Annotated in this window: 10 protein-coding genes and 1 rRNA gene; 4 read left to right on the top strand and 7 right to left on the bottom strand. The window is 72.7% G+C overall.

The window, feature by feature from the left end; all coding sequences use genetic code 11:
- Window positions 1-165: 165 nt before the first annotated feature.
- Window positions 166-1,680, bottom strand: a 16S ribosomal RNA gene (locus OG989_RS18585).
- 642 nt (window positions 1,681-2,322) lie between these two features.
- Window positions 2,323-3,609, bottom strand: coding sequence for a tyrosine--tRNA ligase (gene tyrS, locus OG989_RS18580; protein ID WP_327031196.1), 1,287 nt, complete (start codon window positions 3,607-3,609; stop codon window positions 2,323-2,325).
- An 82-nt stretch (window positions 3,610-3,691) separates the two neighbouring features.
- On the opposite strand from tyrS, the gene OG989_RS18575 reads away from it, so the two are divergent.
- On the top strand, window positions 3,692-4,099 hold the full coding sequence (locus OG989_RS18575; protein ID WP_327031195.1) for a PaaI family thioesterase: 408 nt from the start codon (window positions 3,692-3,694) through the stop codon (window positions 4,097-4,099).
- Window positions 4,100-4,149: 50 nt separating this feature from the next.
- Here OG989_RS18575 and OG989_RS18570 read toward each other — a convergent pair whose 3' ends face one another.
- The 3 genes from OG989_RS18570 to OG989_RS18560 form a co-directional block, all read right to left on the bottom strand.
- A complete protein-coding gene (locus tag OG989_RS18570; RefSeq protein WP_327027795.1) occupies window positions 4,150-5,469 on the bottom strand; it encodes a hemolysin family protein in 1,320 nt (439 codons plus the stop codon).
- Between the two features lie 131 nt (window positions 5,470-5,600).
- Window positions 5,601-6,245, bottom strand: coding sequence for a YgjV family protein (locus tag OG989_RS18565; protein WP_151455540.1), 645 nt, complete (start codon window positions 6,243-6,245; stop codon window positions 5,601-5,603).
- 53 nt (window positions 6,246-6,298) lie between these two features.
- Window positions 6,299-6,781: a GNAT family N-acetyltransferase gene (locus OG989_RS18560; protein WP_132240206.1), complete on the bottom strand. Its 483-nt coding sequence runs from the start codon at window positions 6,779-6,781 to the stop codon at window positions 6,299-6,301.
- A gap of 276 nt (window positions 6,782-7,057) precedes the next feature.
- Here OG989_RS18560 and OG989_RS18555 point away from each other — a divergent pair, with 276 nt between their 5' ends.
- The 3 genes from OG989_RS18555 to OG989_RS18545 all read left to right on the top strand — a co-directional run bounded on the left by OG989_RS18555 (window position 7,058) and on the right by OG989_RS18545 (window position 11,735).
- On the top strand, window positions 7,058-9,805 hold the full coding sequence (locus OG989_RS18555; RefSeq protein WP_327027792.1) for a cation-translocating P-type ATPase: 2,748 nt from the start codon (window positions 7,058-7,060) through the stop codon (window positions 9,803-9,805).
- Window positions 9,806-9,854: 49 nt separating this feature from the next.
- Entirely contained in the window at window positions 9,855-10,751 is an 897-nt protein-coding gene (locus tag OG989_RS18550; RefSeq protein ID WP_327027791.1) for a universal stress protein, read from the top strand.
- A 126-nt stretch (window positions 10,752-10,877) separates the two neighbouring features.
- Window positions 10,878-11,735: a universal stress protein gene (locus OG989_RS18545; RefSeq protein WP_327027790.1), complete on the top strand. Its 858-nt coding sequence runs from the start codon at window positions 10,878-10,880 to the stop codon at window positions 11,733-11,735.
- A 48-nt stretch (window positions 11,736-11,783) separates the two neighbouring features.
- Here OG989_RS18545 and OG989_RS18540 read toward each other — a convergent pair whose 3' ends face one another.
- Both OG989_RS18540 and OG989_RS18535 read right to left on the bottom strand, forming a co-directional pair.
- Window positions 11,784-12,407: an FMN reductase gene (locus OG989_RS18540; RefSeq protein WP_327027789.1), complete on the bottom strand. Its 624-nt coding sequence runs from the start codon at window positions 12,405-12,407 to the stop codon at window positions 11,784-11,786.
- Window positions 12,404-13,519: an LLM class flavin-dependent oxidoreductase gene (locus OG989_RS18535; protein WP_132240199.1), complete on the bottom strand. Its 1,116-nt coding sequence runs from the start codon at window positions 13,517-13,519 to the stop codon at window positions 12,404-12,406. The genes OG989_RS18540 and OG989_RS18535 overlap by 4 nt, the downstream gene beginning before the upstream one ends.
- Between the last annotated feature and the right edge of the window lie 4 nt (window positions 13,520-13,523).

Here is a 13,523-nt window from a genome sequence, read left to right as displayed (position 1 = left end):
CAGCCGCACCAGGACTCCGTTCCCACCACCCGAAGGCAGCTGTACTAGAAGAACCCCAGCCGTTGCCAGGAAAAAACTCGCCAGTGTCTCCGCCATTGAGCACCCCGACCCGACATTCGCGGGCCGCGGGCTCCTTGCACCCTTTCGGGTGAAGGTGCTCCTTAGAAAGGAGGTGATCCAGCCGCACCTTCCGGTACGGCTACCTTGTTACGACTTCGTCCCAATCGCCAGCCCCACCTTCGACGGCTCCCTCCACAAGGGTTGGGCCACCGGCTTCGGGTGTTGCCGACTTTCGTGACGTGACGGGCGGTGTGTACAAGGCCCGGGAACGTATTCACCGCAGCGTTGCTGATCTGCGATTACTAGCGACTCCGACTTCACGGGGTCGAGTTGCAGACCCCGATCCGAACTGAGACCGGCTTTTTGGGATTCGCTCCACCTCACGGTATCGCAGCCCATTGTACCGGCCATTGTAGCATGCGTGAAGCCCTGGACATAAGGGGCATGATGACTTGACGTCATCCCCACCTTCCTCCGAGTTGACCCCGGCAGTCTTCGATGAGTCCCCGCCATAACGCGCTGGCAACATCGAACGAGGGTTGCGCTCGTTGCGGGACTTAACCCAACATCTCACGACACGAGCTGACGACAGCCATGCACCACCTGTGACCGCCCCCGAAGGACCTCACATCTCTGCGAGTTTTGCGGCCATGTCAAACCCAGGTAAGGTTCTTCGCGTTGCATCGAATTAATCCGCATGCTCCGCCGCTTGTGCGGGCCCCCGTCAATTCCTTTGAGTTTTAGCCTTGCGGCCGTACTCCCCAGGCGGGGCGCTTAATGCGTTAGCTGCGGCACAGGGAACCGGAGAGGCCCCCCACACCTAGCGCCCAACGTTTACAGCGTGGACTACCAGGGTATCTAATCCTGTTCGCTCCCCACGCTTTCGCTCCTCAGCGTCAGTATCGGCCCAGAGACCCGCCTTCGCCACCGGTGTTCCTCCTGATATCTGCGCATTTCACCGCTACACCAGGAATTCCAGTCTCCCCTACCGAACTCTAGCCTGCCCGTATCGACCGCAGGCTTGGAGTTGAGCCCCAAGTTTTCACGGTCGACGCGACAAGCCGCCTACGAGCTCTTTACGCCCAATAAATCCGGACAACGCTCGCACCCTACGTCTTACCGCGGCTGCTGGCACGTAGTTGGCCGGTGCTTCTTCTGCAGGTACCGTCACTTACGCTTCGTCCCTGCTGAAAGAGGTTTACAACCCGAAGGCCGTCATCCCTCACGCGGCGTCGCTGCATCAGGCTTCCGCCCATTGTGCAATATTCCCCACTGCTGCCTCCCGTAGGAGTCTGGGCCGTGTCTCAGTCCCAGTGTGGCCGGTCGCCCTCTCAGGCCGGCTACCCGTCGTCGCCTTGGTAGGCCATCACCCCACCAACAAGCTGATAGGCCGCGAGCCCATCCCAGGCCGAAAAACTTTCCACCACCAACCATGCGACCGGTGGTCCTATTCGGTATTAGCCCCCGTTTCCGAGGGTTATCCCAAAGCCTAGGGCAGGTTGCTCACGTGTTACTCACCCGTTCGCCGCTCGAGTACCCCGAAGGGCCTTTCCGCTCGACTTGCATGTGTTAAGCACGCCGCCAGCGTTCGTCCTGAGCCAGGATCAAACTCTCCAACAAAAACTTGTTGAAAAACTGTCCCGACAACAAAAAGTGTTGCCAAAGGAATCCAAGACCAGCCAAACCGAAGCCTGACCAGTCCGGGGTATAAATCATAATTGGCACTGGCTTATCAAGCACCCTGTTGAGTTCTCAAAGAACAACCACACACCGCCCAGAAACCCCACACCGTGGAGTACCCGACCCGGGGCATTTCGTTCACCGCGTCCGCCGCTTTCCGCGCCGGGCACTTTTACTACGTTACCCGGTGGTTTCCGCCGTGTCAAACCGCTTCGTAGCGATCCGCACCACTTCAACCCAATTTCCGGGCGCCACGCGGCATCGGCTTGCGCCGTTGTCGATCGTGACTTCCGGCAGGCCGGCCGCTGCGGTCTCCCGCGAGCTCGCCCGGTTCCCTACCGGCGATGAACCATACCCGGTCGGCTCCGCCTCGCCAAATCCGCCTCGCGGCGGATCCGGGGCACCGCCCGGTCTCGGGCCGGTGAGTGCAACTCGCCGGCCCGAAAGCTCGTTGCCGCGCCCGGCCTCCGGTTACTTTGCTCCGGTTCGTCCGTTCCGCGCTGGCAGAGAGAAAGTTACGCCCCCGGCGGATCGATCGTCAAATCCACCGGGGGCGTCCCGCGTCACGTCGGGACCGTACGGCTAACCCCGCAGCTCGATCCCGGCGAACGACCGCTTGCCGCGACGCAGCACCAGGTACCGGCCGTGCAGCAGGTCACCGGGGCCGACGGTGGCGTCGGTCTCCGTGATCCGGGTGTTGTTCACGTAGGCGCCGCCCTCGGCGATCACCCGGCGCGCCTCCTTGAGGCTCGGCACCAGCCCGGAGTCCCGGAGCAGCCCGGCGACGTCGGGCAGCTCGTCGACGTGGACGAGGCCGGCCTCGGTCAGCGCGGCCCGCAGCGTGGCCGGAGCGAGGTCGTCCAGGGAGCCGCGGCCGAAGAGCGCCTGGCTCGCGGCGACCACCTGTGTCATCTCCCGTTCCCCGTGCACCAGCGTGGTCAGCTCCTCGGCGAGCGCGCGCTGCGCCGCCCGGCCAGCCGGCCGTTCGGCGGTCTCCTTCTCCAGCGCCTCCAGCTCGTCGCGGGAGCGGAAGCTGAAGTACCGCAGGTAGCGGCCCACGTCCCGGTCGTCCACGTTGACCCAGAACTGGTAGAACGCGTACGGGCTGGTCATCTCGGGGTCGAGCCAGATGGCGCCGCCCTCGGTCTTGCCGAACTTCGTGCCGTCGGACTTCGTCACCAGCGGCGTGGTGAACGCCTGCACGGGCCCGGCGCCACGCCGGCGGACGTAGTCGACGCCAGCGGTGATGTTGCCCCACTGGTCCGAGCCGCCGAACTGGAGCCGGCAGCCGTGCCGGCGGTGCAGCTCGAAGAAGTCGTTGGCCTGGAGCAGTTGGTAGCTGAACTCGGTGAAGCTGATGCCGCTCTCCAGCCGCGCCTTGACGACCTCCCGGGCCAGCATCTTGTTGACCGGGAAGTGCTTGCCGACGTCGCGGAGGAACTCGACCACCGACATCTCGCCGGTCCAGTCCAGGTTGTTGACCAGTTGCGCCGCGTTCTCCCCCTCGTACGAGACGAAGGGGGCGAGCTGGTCGCGGATCCGCGCCACCCAGCCGGCGACCACCTCGGGCGGGTTGAGGCTCCGCTCGGCGCTCTCCTTCGGGTCGCCGATCTGGCCGGTGGCACCGCCGACGAGCAGCAGCGGCCGGTGCCCCGCGAGCTGGAGCCGACGTGCCGTGGCGACCTGCATGAGGTGGCCGACGTGCAGGCTCGGCGCCGTCGGATCGAAGCCCACGTAGTAGGCGGCGGAGCTGCCGTCGAGCAGCGCACGCAGCTCGTCGAGGCCGGTGGAGTCCTGGATCAGGCCCCGCCACCGCAGGTCGTCGGTCAGGGAGTCCCGCCCGGGCGGCGGGGGGCTGCTGTCGGTCACGGTCACCGATTCTCCCCCATGACCGGGGACGGAACGTACCGGGTTTGCCGGGTGGCCGGCGGCGTAGGCTGGCGGGGTCGTGATCAAGGAGGGAAACGCCGTGGACATGCCGGATCTGACGGGTGGCTTCGTCGCCCTGCTCGGCCTCAAGCTCGACGAGGTCGACGGCGACCGGGTGGTGATCCGTTGGCAGGTCCGCCCCGAGCTGCACCAACCGTTCGGCATCCAGCACGGCGGCGTGTACTGCTCGGTGGTCGAGACGGCCGCCAGCATCGGCGGGTCGCTGTGGCTCGGCGAGCGCGGACGCGTCGTGGGCGTGTCGAACCAGACGGACTTCCTGCGCGCGGTCCGCGACGGCGAACTGACCGCCGTGGGCACCCCCGTGCACCGGGGGCGCAGCCAGCAGCTCTGGCAGGTGGAGATCACCGACGCCGACGCCCGGCTCGTGGCCCGCGGCCAGGTCCGGCTGCAGAACCTCTACCCGGCCTGACCCGCCGAGGCGCGTGACGGCGCCGGCCGCAAGGCGGCAGCGGGGGCGCGTCAGCCCCGGGCCTCGTCCAGCACGGCCTCGGCCTCGTCGGGCGCCGGCTCGGCCCCCCGGCGCAGCCGGACCCCGACGATGGCGCGGTGGTCGATGCGGGTCACCTCCAGCTCCCAGCCGTCCACGACGACGCTCTCGCCCGCCACGGTGGGGATGTGGCCGAGGCAGGCGAGCAGGAGGCCCGCGATGGTGGTGTAGTCGCCGCCGGGCCGGCTGGGCAGCTCGACGCCCAGATCGACGAGGTCGTGCACGGGGAAGGTGCCGGGGAGCAGCAGGGCACCGTCCGGCTCGGTGCGCACGGAGCGCACGTCCCGGTCGGTCTCGTCGTAGATCTCCCCGACGATCTCCTCGAGGATGTCCTCCAGGGTGACGATCCCGTCGACCGCGCCCCGCTCGTCCACCACCAGGGCGATGTGCTGGCGTTCGGCCTTGAACTGCCGCAGCGCGTCCACCACCGGCAGGGAGTCCGGCAGCAGCATCGGCGGGCGGGCGCACTCGTCGACCGGCCGGTCCTCGGGGACGCCCACGAGGTCACGCAGGTGGATCACGCCGACCGCGTCGTCGAGGCCGCCGTGCCGGACCACCGGCGCCCGGGAGTGGCCGGTGGCGGCCAGCAGCAGCCGCGCGGCCTCCGCCGTGGTGCCGCTGTCGAGCGTGAAGACCTGCAACCGGGGTACGAGGACCGCCCGCAGCTGGCGGTCGGCGATCTCGACGGCGCCGGCGATGATGGTCCGCTGCTCCTTGGTGAAGCCGTGGTTGCCGGCGACGATGTCCCGCAGCTCGTCGGGGCCGATCTCGTCGGGCTCGTGCTTCGGGTTGAGCCCGACGAGGCGTACCACCAGGTCGCTGGTGGCGCCGAGGGCCCAGACGGCCGGCCGGGTCACGGAGGAGAGCAGGTCGAGCGGGCGGGCCACCAGCAGGGCCCACCGCTCGGCGGCCTGCATGGCGATCCGCTTCGGGGCCAGCTCGCCGAAGACCAGGGTGACGAAGGTCAGCGCCAGGGTGACCGCCACGATCGCGACGGTCTCGGCGGCGCCGCCGAACGCGCTGAGAAGCGGTACCAGGGGCTTGGCCAGCGACACCGCCGCCGCGGCGGAGGCCAGGAAGCCGGCGAGGGTGATCCCGATCTGGATGGTGGCCAGGAAGCGGTTCGGGTCCTTGGCGAGGCGGGCCAGCACCCGTCCGGCCCGGCTGGTGCGTTCCAGCCGCTGGATCTGGCTGTCCCGCAGCGAGACCAGGGCCATCTCGCTGCCCGCGAAGACCGCGTTGAGGACGACCAGGACGCCGACCAGGGCCAGTTGGGTCCAGATGCTCTGCACGCCCGGCTCTCCTCACGCGGGACAGGTGCCCGCCGGCACGACGGGCACCGCCGGCCGAAGGCCCCGGCCGGCGTAGGGCACTCTGTGCCCACCGGACCGGCCGGCGAATCCTCGCCCCGGGCGGGATGTGATCAGATCCGACCGGCGACCGGCGGGGCGGGCAGGTCGAGGGCGTACGAGCGGCCCTCGGGGCGGAAACCCAGCCGGTGGTAGTACGGGGCGACCATGCCGGGCGGGGTGATCACCCGACGGAAACCGCGGTCGGTGAAGAGGCTGCTGCGCCGGTAGACGAACTCGCCCGGGGTGAAGTCCCGGAACCGCCGGGTCACGTAGTCGAGGTCGACCTGCGCCACGCCGTCGGCCTCGGCGTGTGACAGCACCACGCCGACCACCTCGTCGGCGCGTACGACCAGGAAGGCCGAGCGTTCGGCGGCGGTGCCGGGCGGCCAGCGGAAGCCGGGGTTGAACCGGGCGATGTCGGCGGCGTGCACACTCAGCGTGTGGGCCAGGAACTGGTCGTCGACGCCGACCTCGACCACCTGGTAGGTGGCCTCGTCGTGGCGGGTGGCGAGCATGGTCCGCAGGTACCAGACGTTGATCACGGCGAGTACGACGTTCAGCCCGACCATGGGCCAGACCTGCACGGCGGCGTTGTAACCGATCAGGATCAGACAGCCGACCAGGTTGAGGGCACGCAGCCGGAGGATGCGCGTCTGCAGCAGCGACCAGACCAGCAGCGCGGAGCCGGTCCAGCCGATCAGTTCCAGCCAGTTCACCCCGCGAGAGTAGTGCTCGCGCGGATGCGGTGACCCGGCGGGCGGCGGGCGGGTCAGTCGCCGGCCAGCTCCAGCACCCATTCCTCCACCTCGGTGCCCCGGCCGTTGGCGTAGCCCCGGTCCTCGCCGATGACGACGAAGCCGCACTTGCGCAGCACGGCGAGCGAGGCGCGGTTGTCCTTGGCGGCGCGGGCGTGCACCGGCCGTTGGGGCAGCTCGCGCAGCAGCGCGGCGAGCGCCGCGGTGGCGTGGCCCCGGCCCCAGCGTCGCGGGTCGATCCAGTAGCTGACCTCGGTGCGCCCGTCGGCCGGGAACGCGACCACGTGGCCGACGACCTCGTCGCCGACGACCACGGTGCGCGGGACGTTGCGCTCGTCGGCGCGCACGCGGCGCCAGTGGGCGTCGAAGCGCTCCCGGTCGGCCGGGTCCTCCGGGCCGAAGGCGGCCATCCAGTTGGCCTCGGCGTCCTGCTCGTGGGCGAAGAAGTGGGGCAGGTCGTCGTCGCGGACGGGGCGCAGGCGCAGCTCGGCGGTCACGGGCCCGAGGATAGGGCCGACCACCGACAACCGGGCCGCTGGCCGCCCGGCCGGCCGGGACGCCCGGTGGGGCTGCCGGATCGGCGTCGCACCGGACCGCTGGCCGGGACGCCCGGTGGCGCTGCCGGATCGGTGTCGCACCCGCGCGCCGACCGTGGGCGGCAGGGCCTTTGGTCCCGGGTCAGTCGGGCGGAACTCCCCTGGCCGGTGCCGTCCGGCGGGACGAGGGTGGGATCGGGACGGTGCGCCGCGACGGCGCCGGCAGGGCGGAGGGCGATGTGGGACGGTGCGGAGAACGGCGGCCACGGGGGCGTACCGGTGCCCGCTGACACGTCGACCAGGCCGGCGGCCGGGCTCAGCTCGGCGGAGGCCGCCGTCCGACTGCGCGCGGACGGGCCGAACGCGGCGGTCGCGCCGGCCCGGCGCCGTCTGGGCGGGCGCGTCCTGCACCAGCTCAGCGACCCGTTGGTGGCGCTGCTGCTGGCCGCCGCCGTGGTCACCGCCGTGCTGCGCGACTACCCGGACACCGCGGTGATCGTGCTGGTGGTGCTGGTGAACACCGCCATCGGTGTGGTGCAGGAGGTCCGCGCCGACCGGGCGATCGCCGCGTTGGACCAGCTCGCCGCGCCCACCGCCCGGGTCGTCCGGGACGGCCGGGACGTCGTCCTGCCCGCCGCCGACCTCGTCCGTGGTGACCTGGTGCGGGTCGAGGCCGGCGACGTGGTCCCGGCGGATCTGCTGCTCGCCGAGGCGGCCCGGCTGAGCGTCGACGAGTCGGCGCTGACCGGGGAGTCGGTGCCGGTGACCCGGGCCGTGGGCGAGGAGGCCAGCGCGGGGACCGTGGTCACCACCGGGCGGGCCACCGGCACCGTGGTACGCACGGGTGCCGCGAGCGCGCTCGGCCGGATCACCGCCCTGGTGGCGTCCACCAGGCCCGCCGCCACCCCGTTGCAGCGCCGCCTCTCCGCGCTCGGTCGGGTGCTCGGCTTCGCCGCGGTGGTGCTCTCGGGGCTGGTCTTCGTCATCGGCGTCGTCGGCGGGCGGCCGGTGGCCGACATGGCGGTCACCGCGGTGAGCCTCGTGGTGGCGGCCGTGCCCGAGTCGCTGCCGGCGGTCGTCACCCTCGCCCTCGCCCTCGGCGCCCGCCGGATGGCCGGGGCACGGGCCATCCCCCGCCGGCTGCACGCGGTCGAGACGCTCGGCTCCGTCACCGTCATCGCCTCCGACAAGACGGGCACGCTCACCGAGGGCCGGATGGCGGTGCAGCACGCCGTCACCGCCGGCGGCTCCCGCTACGGCGTCACCGGCAGCGGTTACGCGCCGCAGGGCGCGGTGCACCAGGGGGGCGCGCCGGTGGCCGTACCGGACGACCTGCGCAGCCTGGCGCGCGCCGGGCTGCTCTGCAACGACGCGACCCTGGCCCCGCCCACCGACGAGCGGCCGGAGTGGGCCGCCGTCGGCGACCCGCTGGAGGCGGCCCTGGTCGCCTTCGCCGGCCGGTGCGGCCTCGACCCGGAGCTCACCCGCGCGGCGTGGCCGCGCGTCACCGAGCACCCCTTCGACCAGGAGCTGCGCCGGATGACCACCGTGCACCGCTCCTGCGACGGGCGGTACCTGGTGGTGTGCAAGGGTGCGCCGGAGAACGTGCTGGCCGCGCCGCTGGTCGACGCCTCCGCCGAGGAGATCGCCGAGCTGACCTCCGTCGCGCACCGGCTGGCCGCCGAGGGGCTGCGGGTGCTGGCCATCGCGTCCGCCGTGGTGGACGCCCCGCCGGCCGATCCCGCCCGGCCGGTCGGGCTGCGGCCCGTGGGGCTGGTCGCCGTCGGCGACCCGCTGCGCGCGGGCGCGGCCGACATCGCGGGCAGCTTCGACGACGCCGGGGTCCGGCTGGTGCTGATCACGGGCGACCACCCGGCCACCGCCGCGGCGATCGGCGGCCAACTGGGGCTATGGCGCGAGGGCGACCCGGTGGTACGCGGGGACGACGGCGACCCGGCGCGGGCGCACCCGCAGGCGCGGGTGTTCGCGCGGACCCAGCCGGAGCAGAAGCTCGACATCATCGCCGGCCTCCAGTCGCGGGGGCACGTGGTGGCGATGACCGGCGACGGGGTGAACGACGCCCCCGCGCTGCGTCGCGCCGACATCGGGGTGGCGATGGGCGGCGGCACGGAGGTCGCCCGGCAGGCCGCCGACCTGGTGCTCGTCGACGACGACCTGTCCACGGTGGCCGCCGCGATCGGTGAGGGTCGCCGCATCTACGACAACATCCGGCGCTTCCTGCGCTACGCGCTCTCCGGCGGGGTCGCCGAGATCGCCGTGATGCTGCTCGGCCCGCTGTTCGGGCTGGCCGTACCGCTGCTGCCGGCGCAGATCCTCTGGGTGAACCTGCTCACCCACGGTGTGCCGGGGGTGGCGCTGGGCGCGGAGCCGGCGGAGCCCGGCACCCTGCGCCGGGCGCCGCGCTCCCCGTCGGAGTCGGTGCTCGGGGCCGGCCTGGGCCGCGACGTGCTGGTCACCGGCGCTCTGATCGCCGCCGTGGTGCTCGGTGCCGGCGTGCTCGCCGCGCACTGGGACCGGCCCTGGCAGTCGGTGGTCTTCGTGGTGCTCGGCCTGGCCCAGCTCGGGGTGGCGCTCGCGGTCCGCGCGCCGCGACCGCGCGGGGCCCGGCGCGGCAACCTGGCGCTGCCGGTCGCGGTGGCGGTCTCCGCGCTGCTCCAGGTCGCCGGGGTGCTGCTGCCGCCGCTGCGGGAGCTGCTCGGCACGCAGCCGCTCGACGCGGCGGAGCTGCTGGCCTGCGCCGCCGTCAGCGTGCTGCCCGGGCTGGTGCTGCGGCTGGCCCGCCGCCCGGGTGGCGGCGACGGCCCGGCGGACGCGCCCCTGCCGGACGGGGGCACCCGGGGTCCGGACGCGGTGGCCGGTGTCGGTCGGCCCGCGCGGCGCGTGCCGGTGTCGGACGGCCCGGCCGGTGACCGCCAGCCTGCGATTCGGGACCAAGGTCCCGCTGGTCGGGACGACCGCCTCTGACGGGTAGCGTGCGGACGAAGCAGGCTGAAGGTGGACGAAGGAGGAGTCGATGACCATCAACACCGGTGCCCCCGTCGTGGTGGGTGTGGACGGCTCGGCCGCCGCGCTCGACGCGGTCCGGGTGGCGGCGCGGGAGGCGGCGGAGCGGCAGCGTCCGCTGCGGGTCGTGCACGCCTTCATCTGGCCCCTGACGCGCGCCCCGCTCGGTGCCGCCGAGGGCGCGCCGGCCGGCGCCGGTCTGCGCAACCAGGCCGAGCGGTACGTCGCCGAGGCGATCGCCGAGGCCACCAGGACCGCCCCGGACGTGCCGGTGACCGGCGTGGTGGTCGACGGCGCGGCGACCCCCGTCCTGCTCGGGGAGTCCCGGAACGCCGCCCTGCTGGTGCTGGGCCACCGGGGCCTGGGCGGTTTCGCCGGGCTGCTGCTCGGCTCCGTCACCGTGCAGGTCTCCGCCCACGCGCAGGTCCCCGTGCTCGTGGTGCGCGGGGAGCAGCGCGCCGACGGCCCGGTCGTGGTGGGCGTCGACGGCTCCGAGTGCTCCCTCGAGGCCGTCGCGTTCGCCTTCGAGGAGGCGAGCCGCCGGGGTGCCCCGCTGCTCGCCGTGCAGGCCTGGCTCTATCCCACGCCGGTCGGCCCCGGTGACGTCCTGCCCCTGGCGTACGACCTGGACGCCTACGCCGCGGACGAGGAACGGGCCCTCGCGGAGTCCGTCGCCGGCTTCGCCGAGCGCTACCCCGACGTGCCGGCGCAGCACCGGCTGGTCCGGGGCTCCCCGGGCGGCGTACTGGTGGAGGAGTCGAAGAAGGCCCAGCTGGTGGTCGTGGGGGCGCGCGGCCGGGGCGCGCTGGGCGGGCTGCTGCTCGGCTCGGTCAGCCACGCGGTGCTGCACCACGCGCACTGCCCGCTGGTGATCGTGCGGCACCCGAAGCGGGCCGACGCGTCCTGATCCGGTCACCGCACCGCGACGCCGTCGCGTCGGCCGTTCCCCCGGCCGGCGCGACGGCGTCGACGCAAATGCCGGCGGGTCGGCGGTGCCCCGTCGACAATGGCCTGATCGATCTCTGGAGGGCTGATGAACCGACCCGTGGTGGTGGGTGTGGACGGATCACCGGCGAGCCTGCTGGCGGCGGAGCACGCCGCCCGGGCCGCCGTGCTGCGGTCCCGCCCCCTGCACCTGGTGCACGGCTACCTGCATCCGCTCGGTTACGGCGTGCCGGTCAACCCGTACGACCTGGGGTTGCCGGCGCCGACCGAGGAGGCGCAGAAGATGTTGGAGACGACGGCCGCCGACCTCGCCGAGCGCTGCCCGGGGCTGACCGTCGAGGTACGCCAGGTGGCGGGCGGGCCGGGTGCGACGCTGGTCGAGGAGTCCCGGCGGGCCGAGCTGGTGGTGGTGGGCAGCCGGGGGCTGGGCGGCTTCGCCGGGCTGCTGCTCGGCTCGGTCGGCACGCAGGTGGCCGCCCACGCGCACTGCCCGGTGCTGGTGGTGCGCCCCGCCGAGGAGCCGATCCCCGTCGCCGGGCCGGTGCTGGTCGGGGTCGACGGGTCGGAGCCCGCCGAGCTGGCGGTCGGGTACGCGGCCGACGAGGCGGCCCGCCGGGGCGACGGGCTGGTGCTGTTGCACGTCCAGCCCCCGGACCGCGCGCCGGCGGACGGGGCGACGGAGACGCACGCCGCCGAGCTGCTGGCCACCGCCGCGGCGGCCGTCCGGGGCAGCCATCCGGGGCTGGCCGTGGAGGAGCGGGTGCTCCGGGCGCCGAAGGCCGAGCAGGCACTCGTCGAGGCCAGCGGGGACGCGGCGCTGGTGGTGGTCGGCTCCCGGGGCCGGGGCGGGTTCGCCGGGCTGCTGCTCGGCTCGGTCAGCCAGGCCCTCGTGCAGCACGCGCACTGCCCGGTGCTGGTGGCCCGCCCGTACGGTCACGCCCGCTGACGTGCCCCGACCCGCCGGCCCCGGGCGGGGTCGGCGGGTCGGCGGCGATCAGTGGTCCCGACCGCCGAGCAGCTCGTCGAAGCTGGTGGTGAGGGCGAACGGGTCGGCGGGGCCGGTGGACGCCGGCCGCCGGAGGACCTGATCGGCCAGCTCGCCGCCGGCGCGGACGATCCGCGCCCGCAGCGCGCCGTCGGCGGACCCGGCGGACCAGTCCTCCGGGGCGGCGAAGACCGCGGTGGGGAGCACGACGGACCGCAGGTGGGCGAACATCGGACGCAGCGCGTGCTCCAGCGCCAGCGAGTGCCGGGCCGTTCCGCCGGTGGCGCCGACCAGCACCGGCCGGTCCGCGAGCGCGCCGGATTCGACCAGGTCGAAGAACGACTTGAACAGCCCGTTGTACGAGGCGTGGAAGATCGGCGTGACGGCGATCAGCCCGTCCGCGCCGGTGACCGTGTCGAGCACCTCCCGCAGCGCGGGCGACGGGAAGCCGGTCAGCAGGTGGTTGACGATGTCGTGGGCGTGCTCGCGCAGCTCGACGGGGCGGACGTCGACGTCGTCGCCGCGCCGGGCCAGCTCGTCGCGGGTGGCCACGGCGAGCTGGTCGGCGAGCAGCCGGGTCGACGAGGGCCGCCCCAGCCCGGCCGACACCACGGCGAGGGTGCGGCGGGTCATCGGCCCGCTCCCGTCCCGGCACGATCCGCGGCGTCGCCGCTGGTGGCGGCGTCCCGCAGGGACGCGTGGGTGGGCGCGGCCGGCACGTGCGCCGGGCGCAGCGACTCGAACTCCTTGCGCAGCACGGGGACGACCTCCTCGCCGAGCAGGTCGAGCTGCTCAAGCACGGTCTTCAGGGGCAGGCCGGCGTGGTCCATCAGGAACAGCTGGCGCTGGTAGTCGCCGACGTAGTCGCGGAAGCCCAGCGTGCGGTCGATGACCTGCTGCGGGCTGCCGACGGTCAGCGGGGTCTGCGCGGTGAACTCCTCCAGCGACGGGCCGTGCCCGTAGACGGGCGCGTTGTCGAAGTACGGCCGGAACTCCCGCACCGCGTCCTGCGAGTTGCGCCGCATGAACACCTGCCCGCCGAGGCCCACGATGGCCTGGTCGGCGGAGCCGTGACCGTAGTGGGCGTAGCGCTGCCGGTAGAGCCCGACCATCCGCTGGGTGTGCTCCTTCGGCCAGAAGATGTGGTTGGCGAAGAAGCCGTCGCCGTAGTAGGCGGCCTGCTCGGCGATCTCGGGGCTGCGGATCGAGCCGTGCCAGACGAACGGCGGCACGCCGTCGAGCGGGCGCGGAGTCGACGTGAACGACTGCAACGGGGTGCGGAAGCGGCCCTTCCAGTCGACCACGTCCTCGCGCCAGAGCCGGTGCAGCAGGTCGTAGTTCTCGATGGCGAGGGGGATGCCGTTGCGGATGTCCTGGCCGAACCACGGGTAGACCGGCCCGGTGTTGCCGCGCCCCATCATCAGGTCCACCCGACCGTCGGCGAGGTGCTGGAGCATCGCGTAGTCCTCGGCGATCTTCACCGGGTCGTTGGTGGTGATCAGCGTGGTGGAGGTGGAGAGCAGCAGGCGCTCGGTGCGGGCGGCGATGAAGCCCAGCATGGTGGTGGGCGACGACGGCACGAACGGCGGGTTGTGGTGCTCGCCGGTGGCGAAGACGTCGAGGCCGACCTCCTCGGCCTTGAGCGCGATCGTGACCATCGCCTTGATCCGCTCATGCTCGGTCGGCTCGCGACCGGTGGTCGGGTCGACCGTGACGTCGCCGACGGTGAAGACTCCGAACTGCATGACC

It is taken from the genome of Micromonospora sp. NBC_01740, from assembly GCF_035920365.1.
In the GTDB taxonomy this organism is placed as follows: Bacteria; Actinomycetota; Actinomycetes; order Mycobacteriales; family Micromonosporaceae; genus Micromonospora; species Micromonospora reichwaldensis.
The sequence above is the reverse complement of the archived record's forward strand: the minus strand, read 5'-3'. Positions and strand labels throughout refer to the sequence as shown.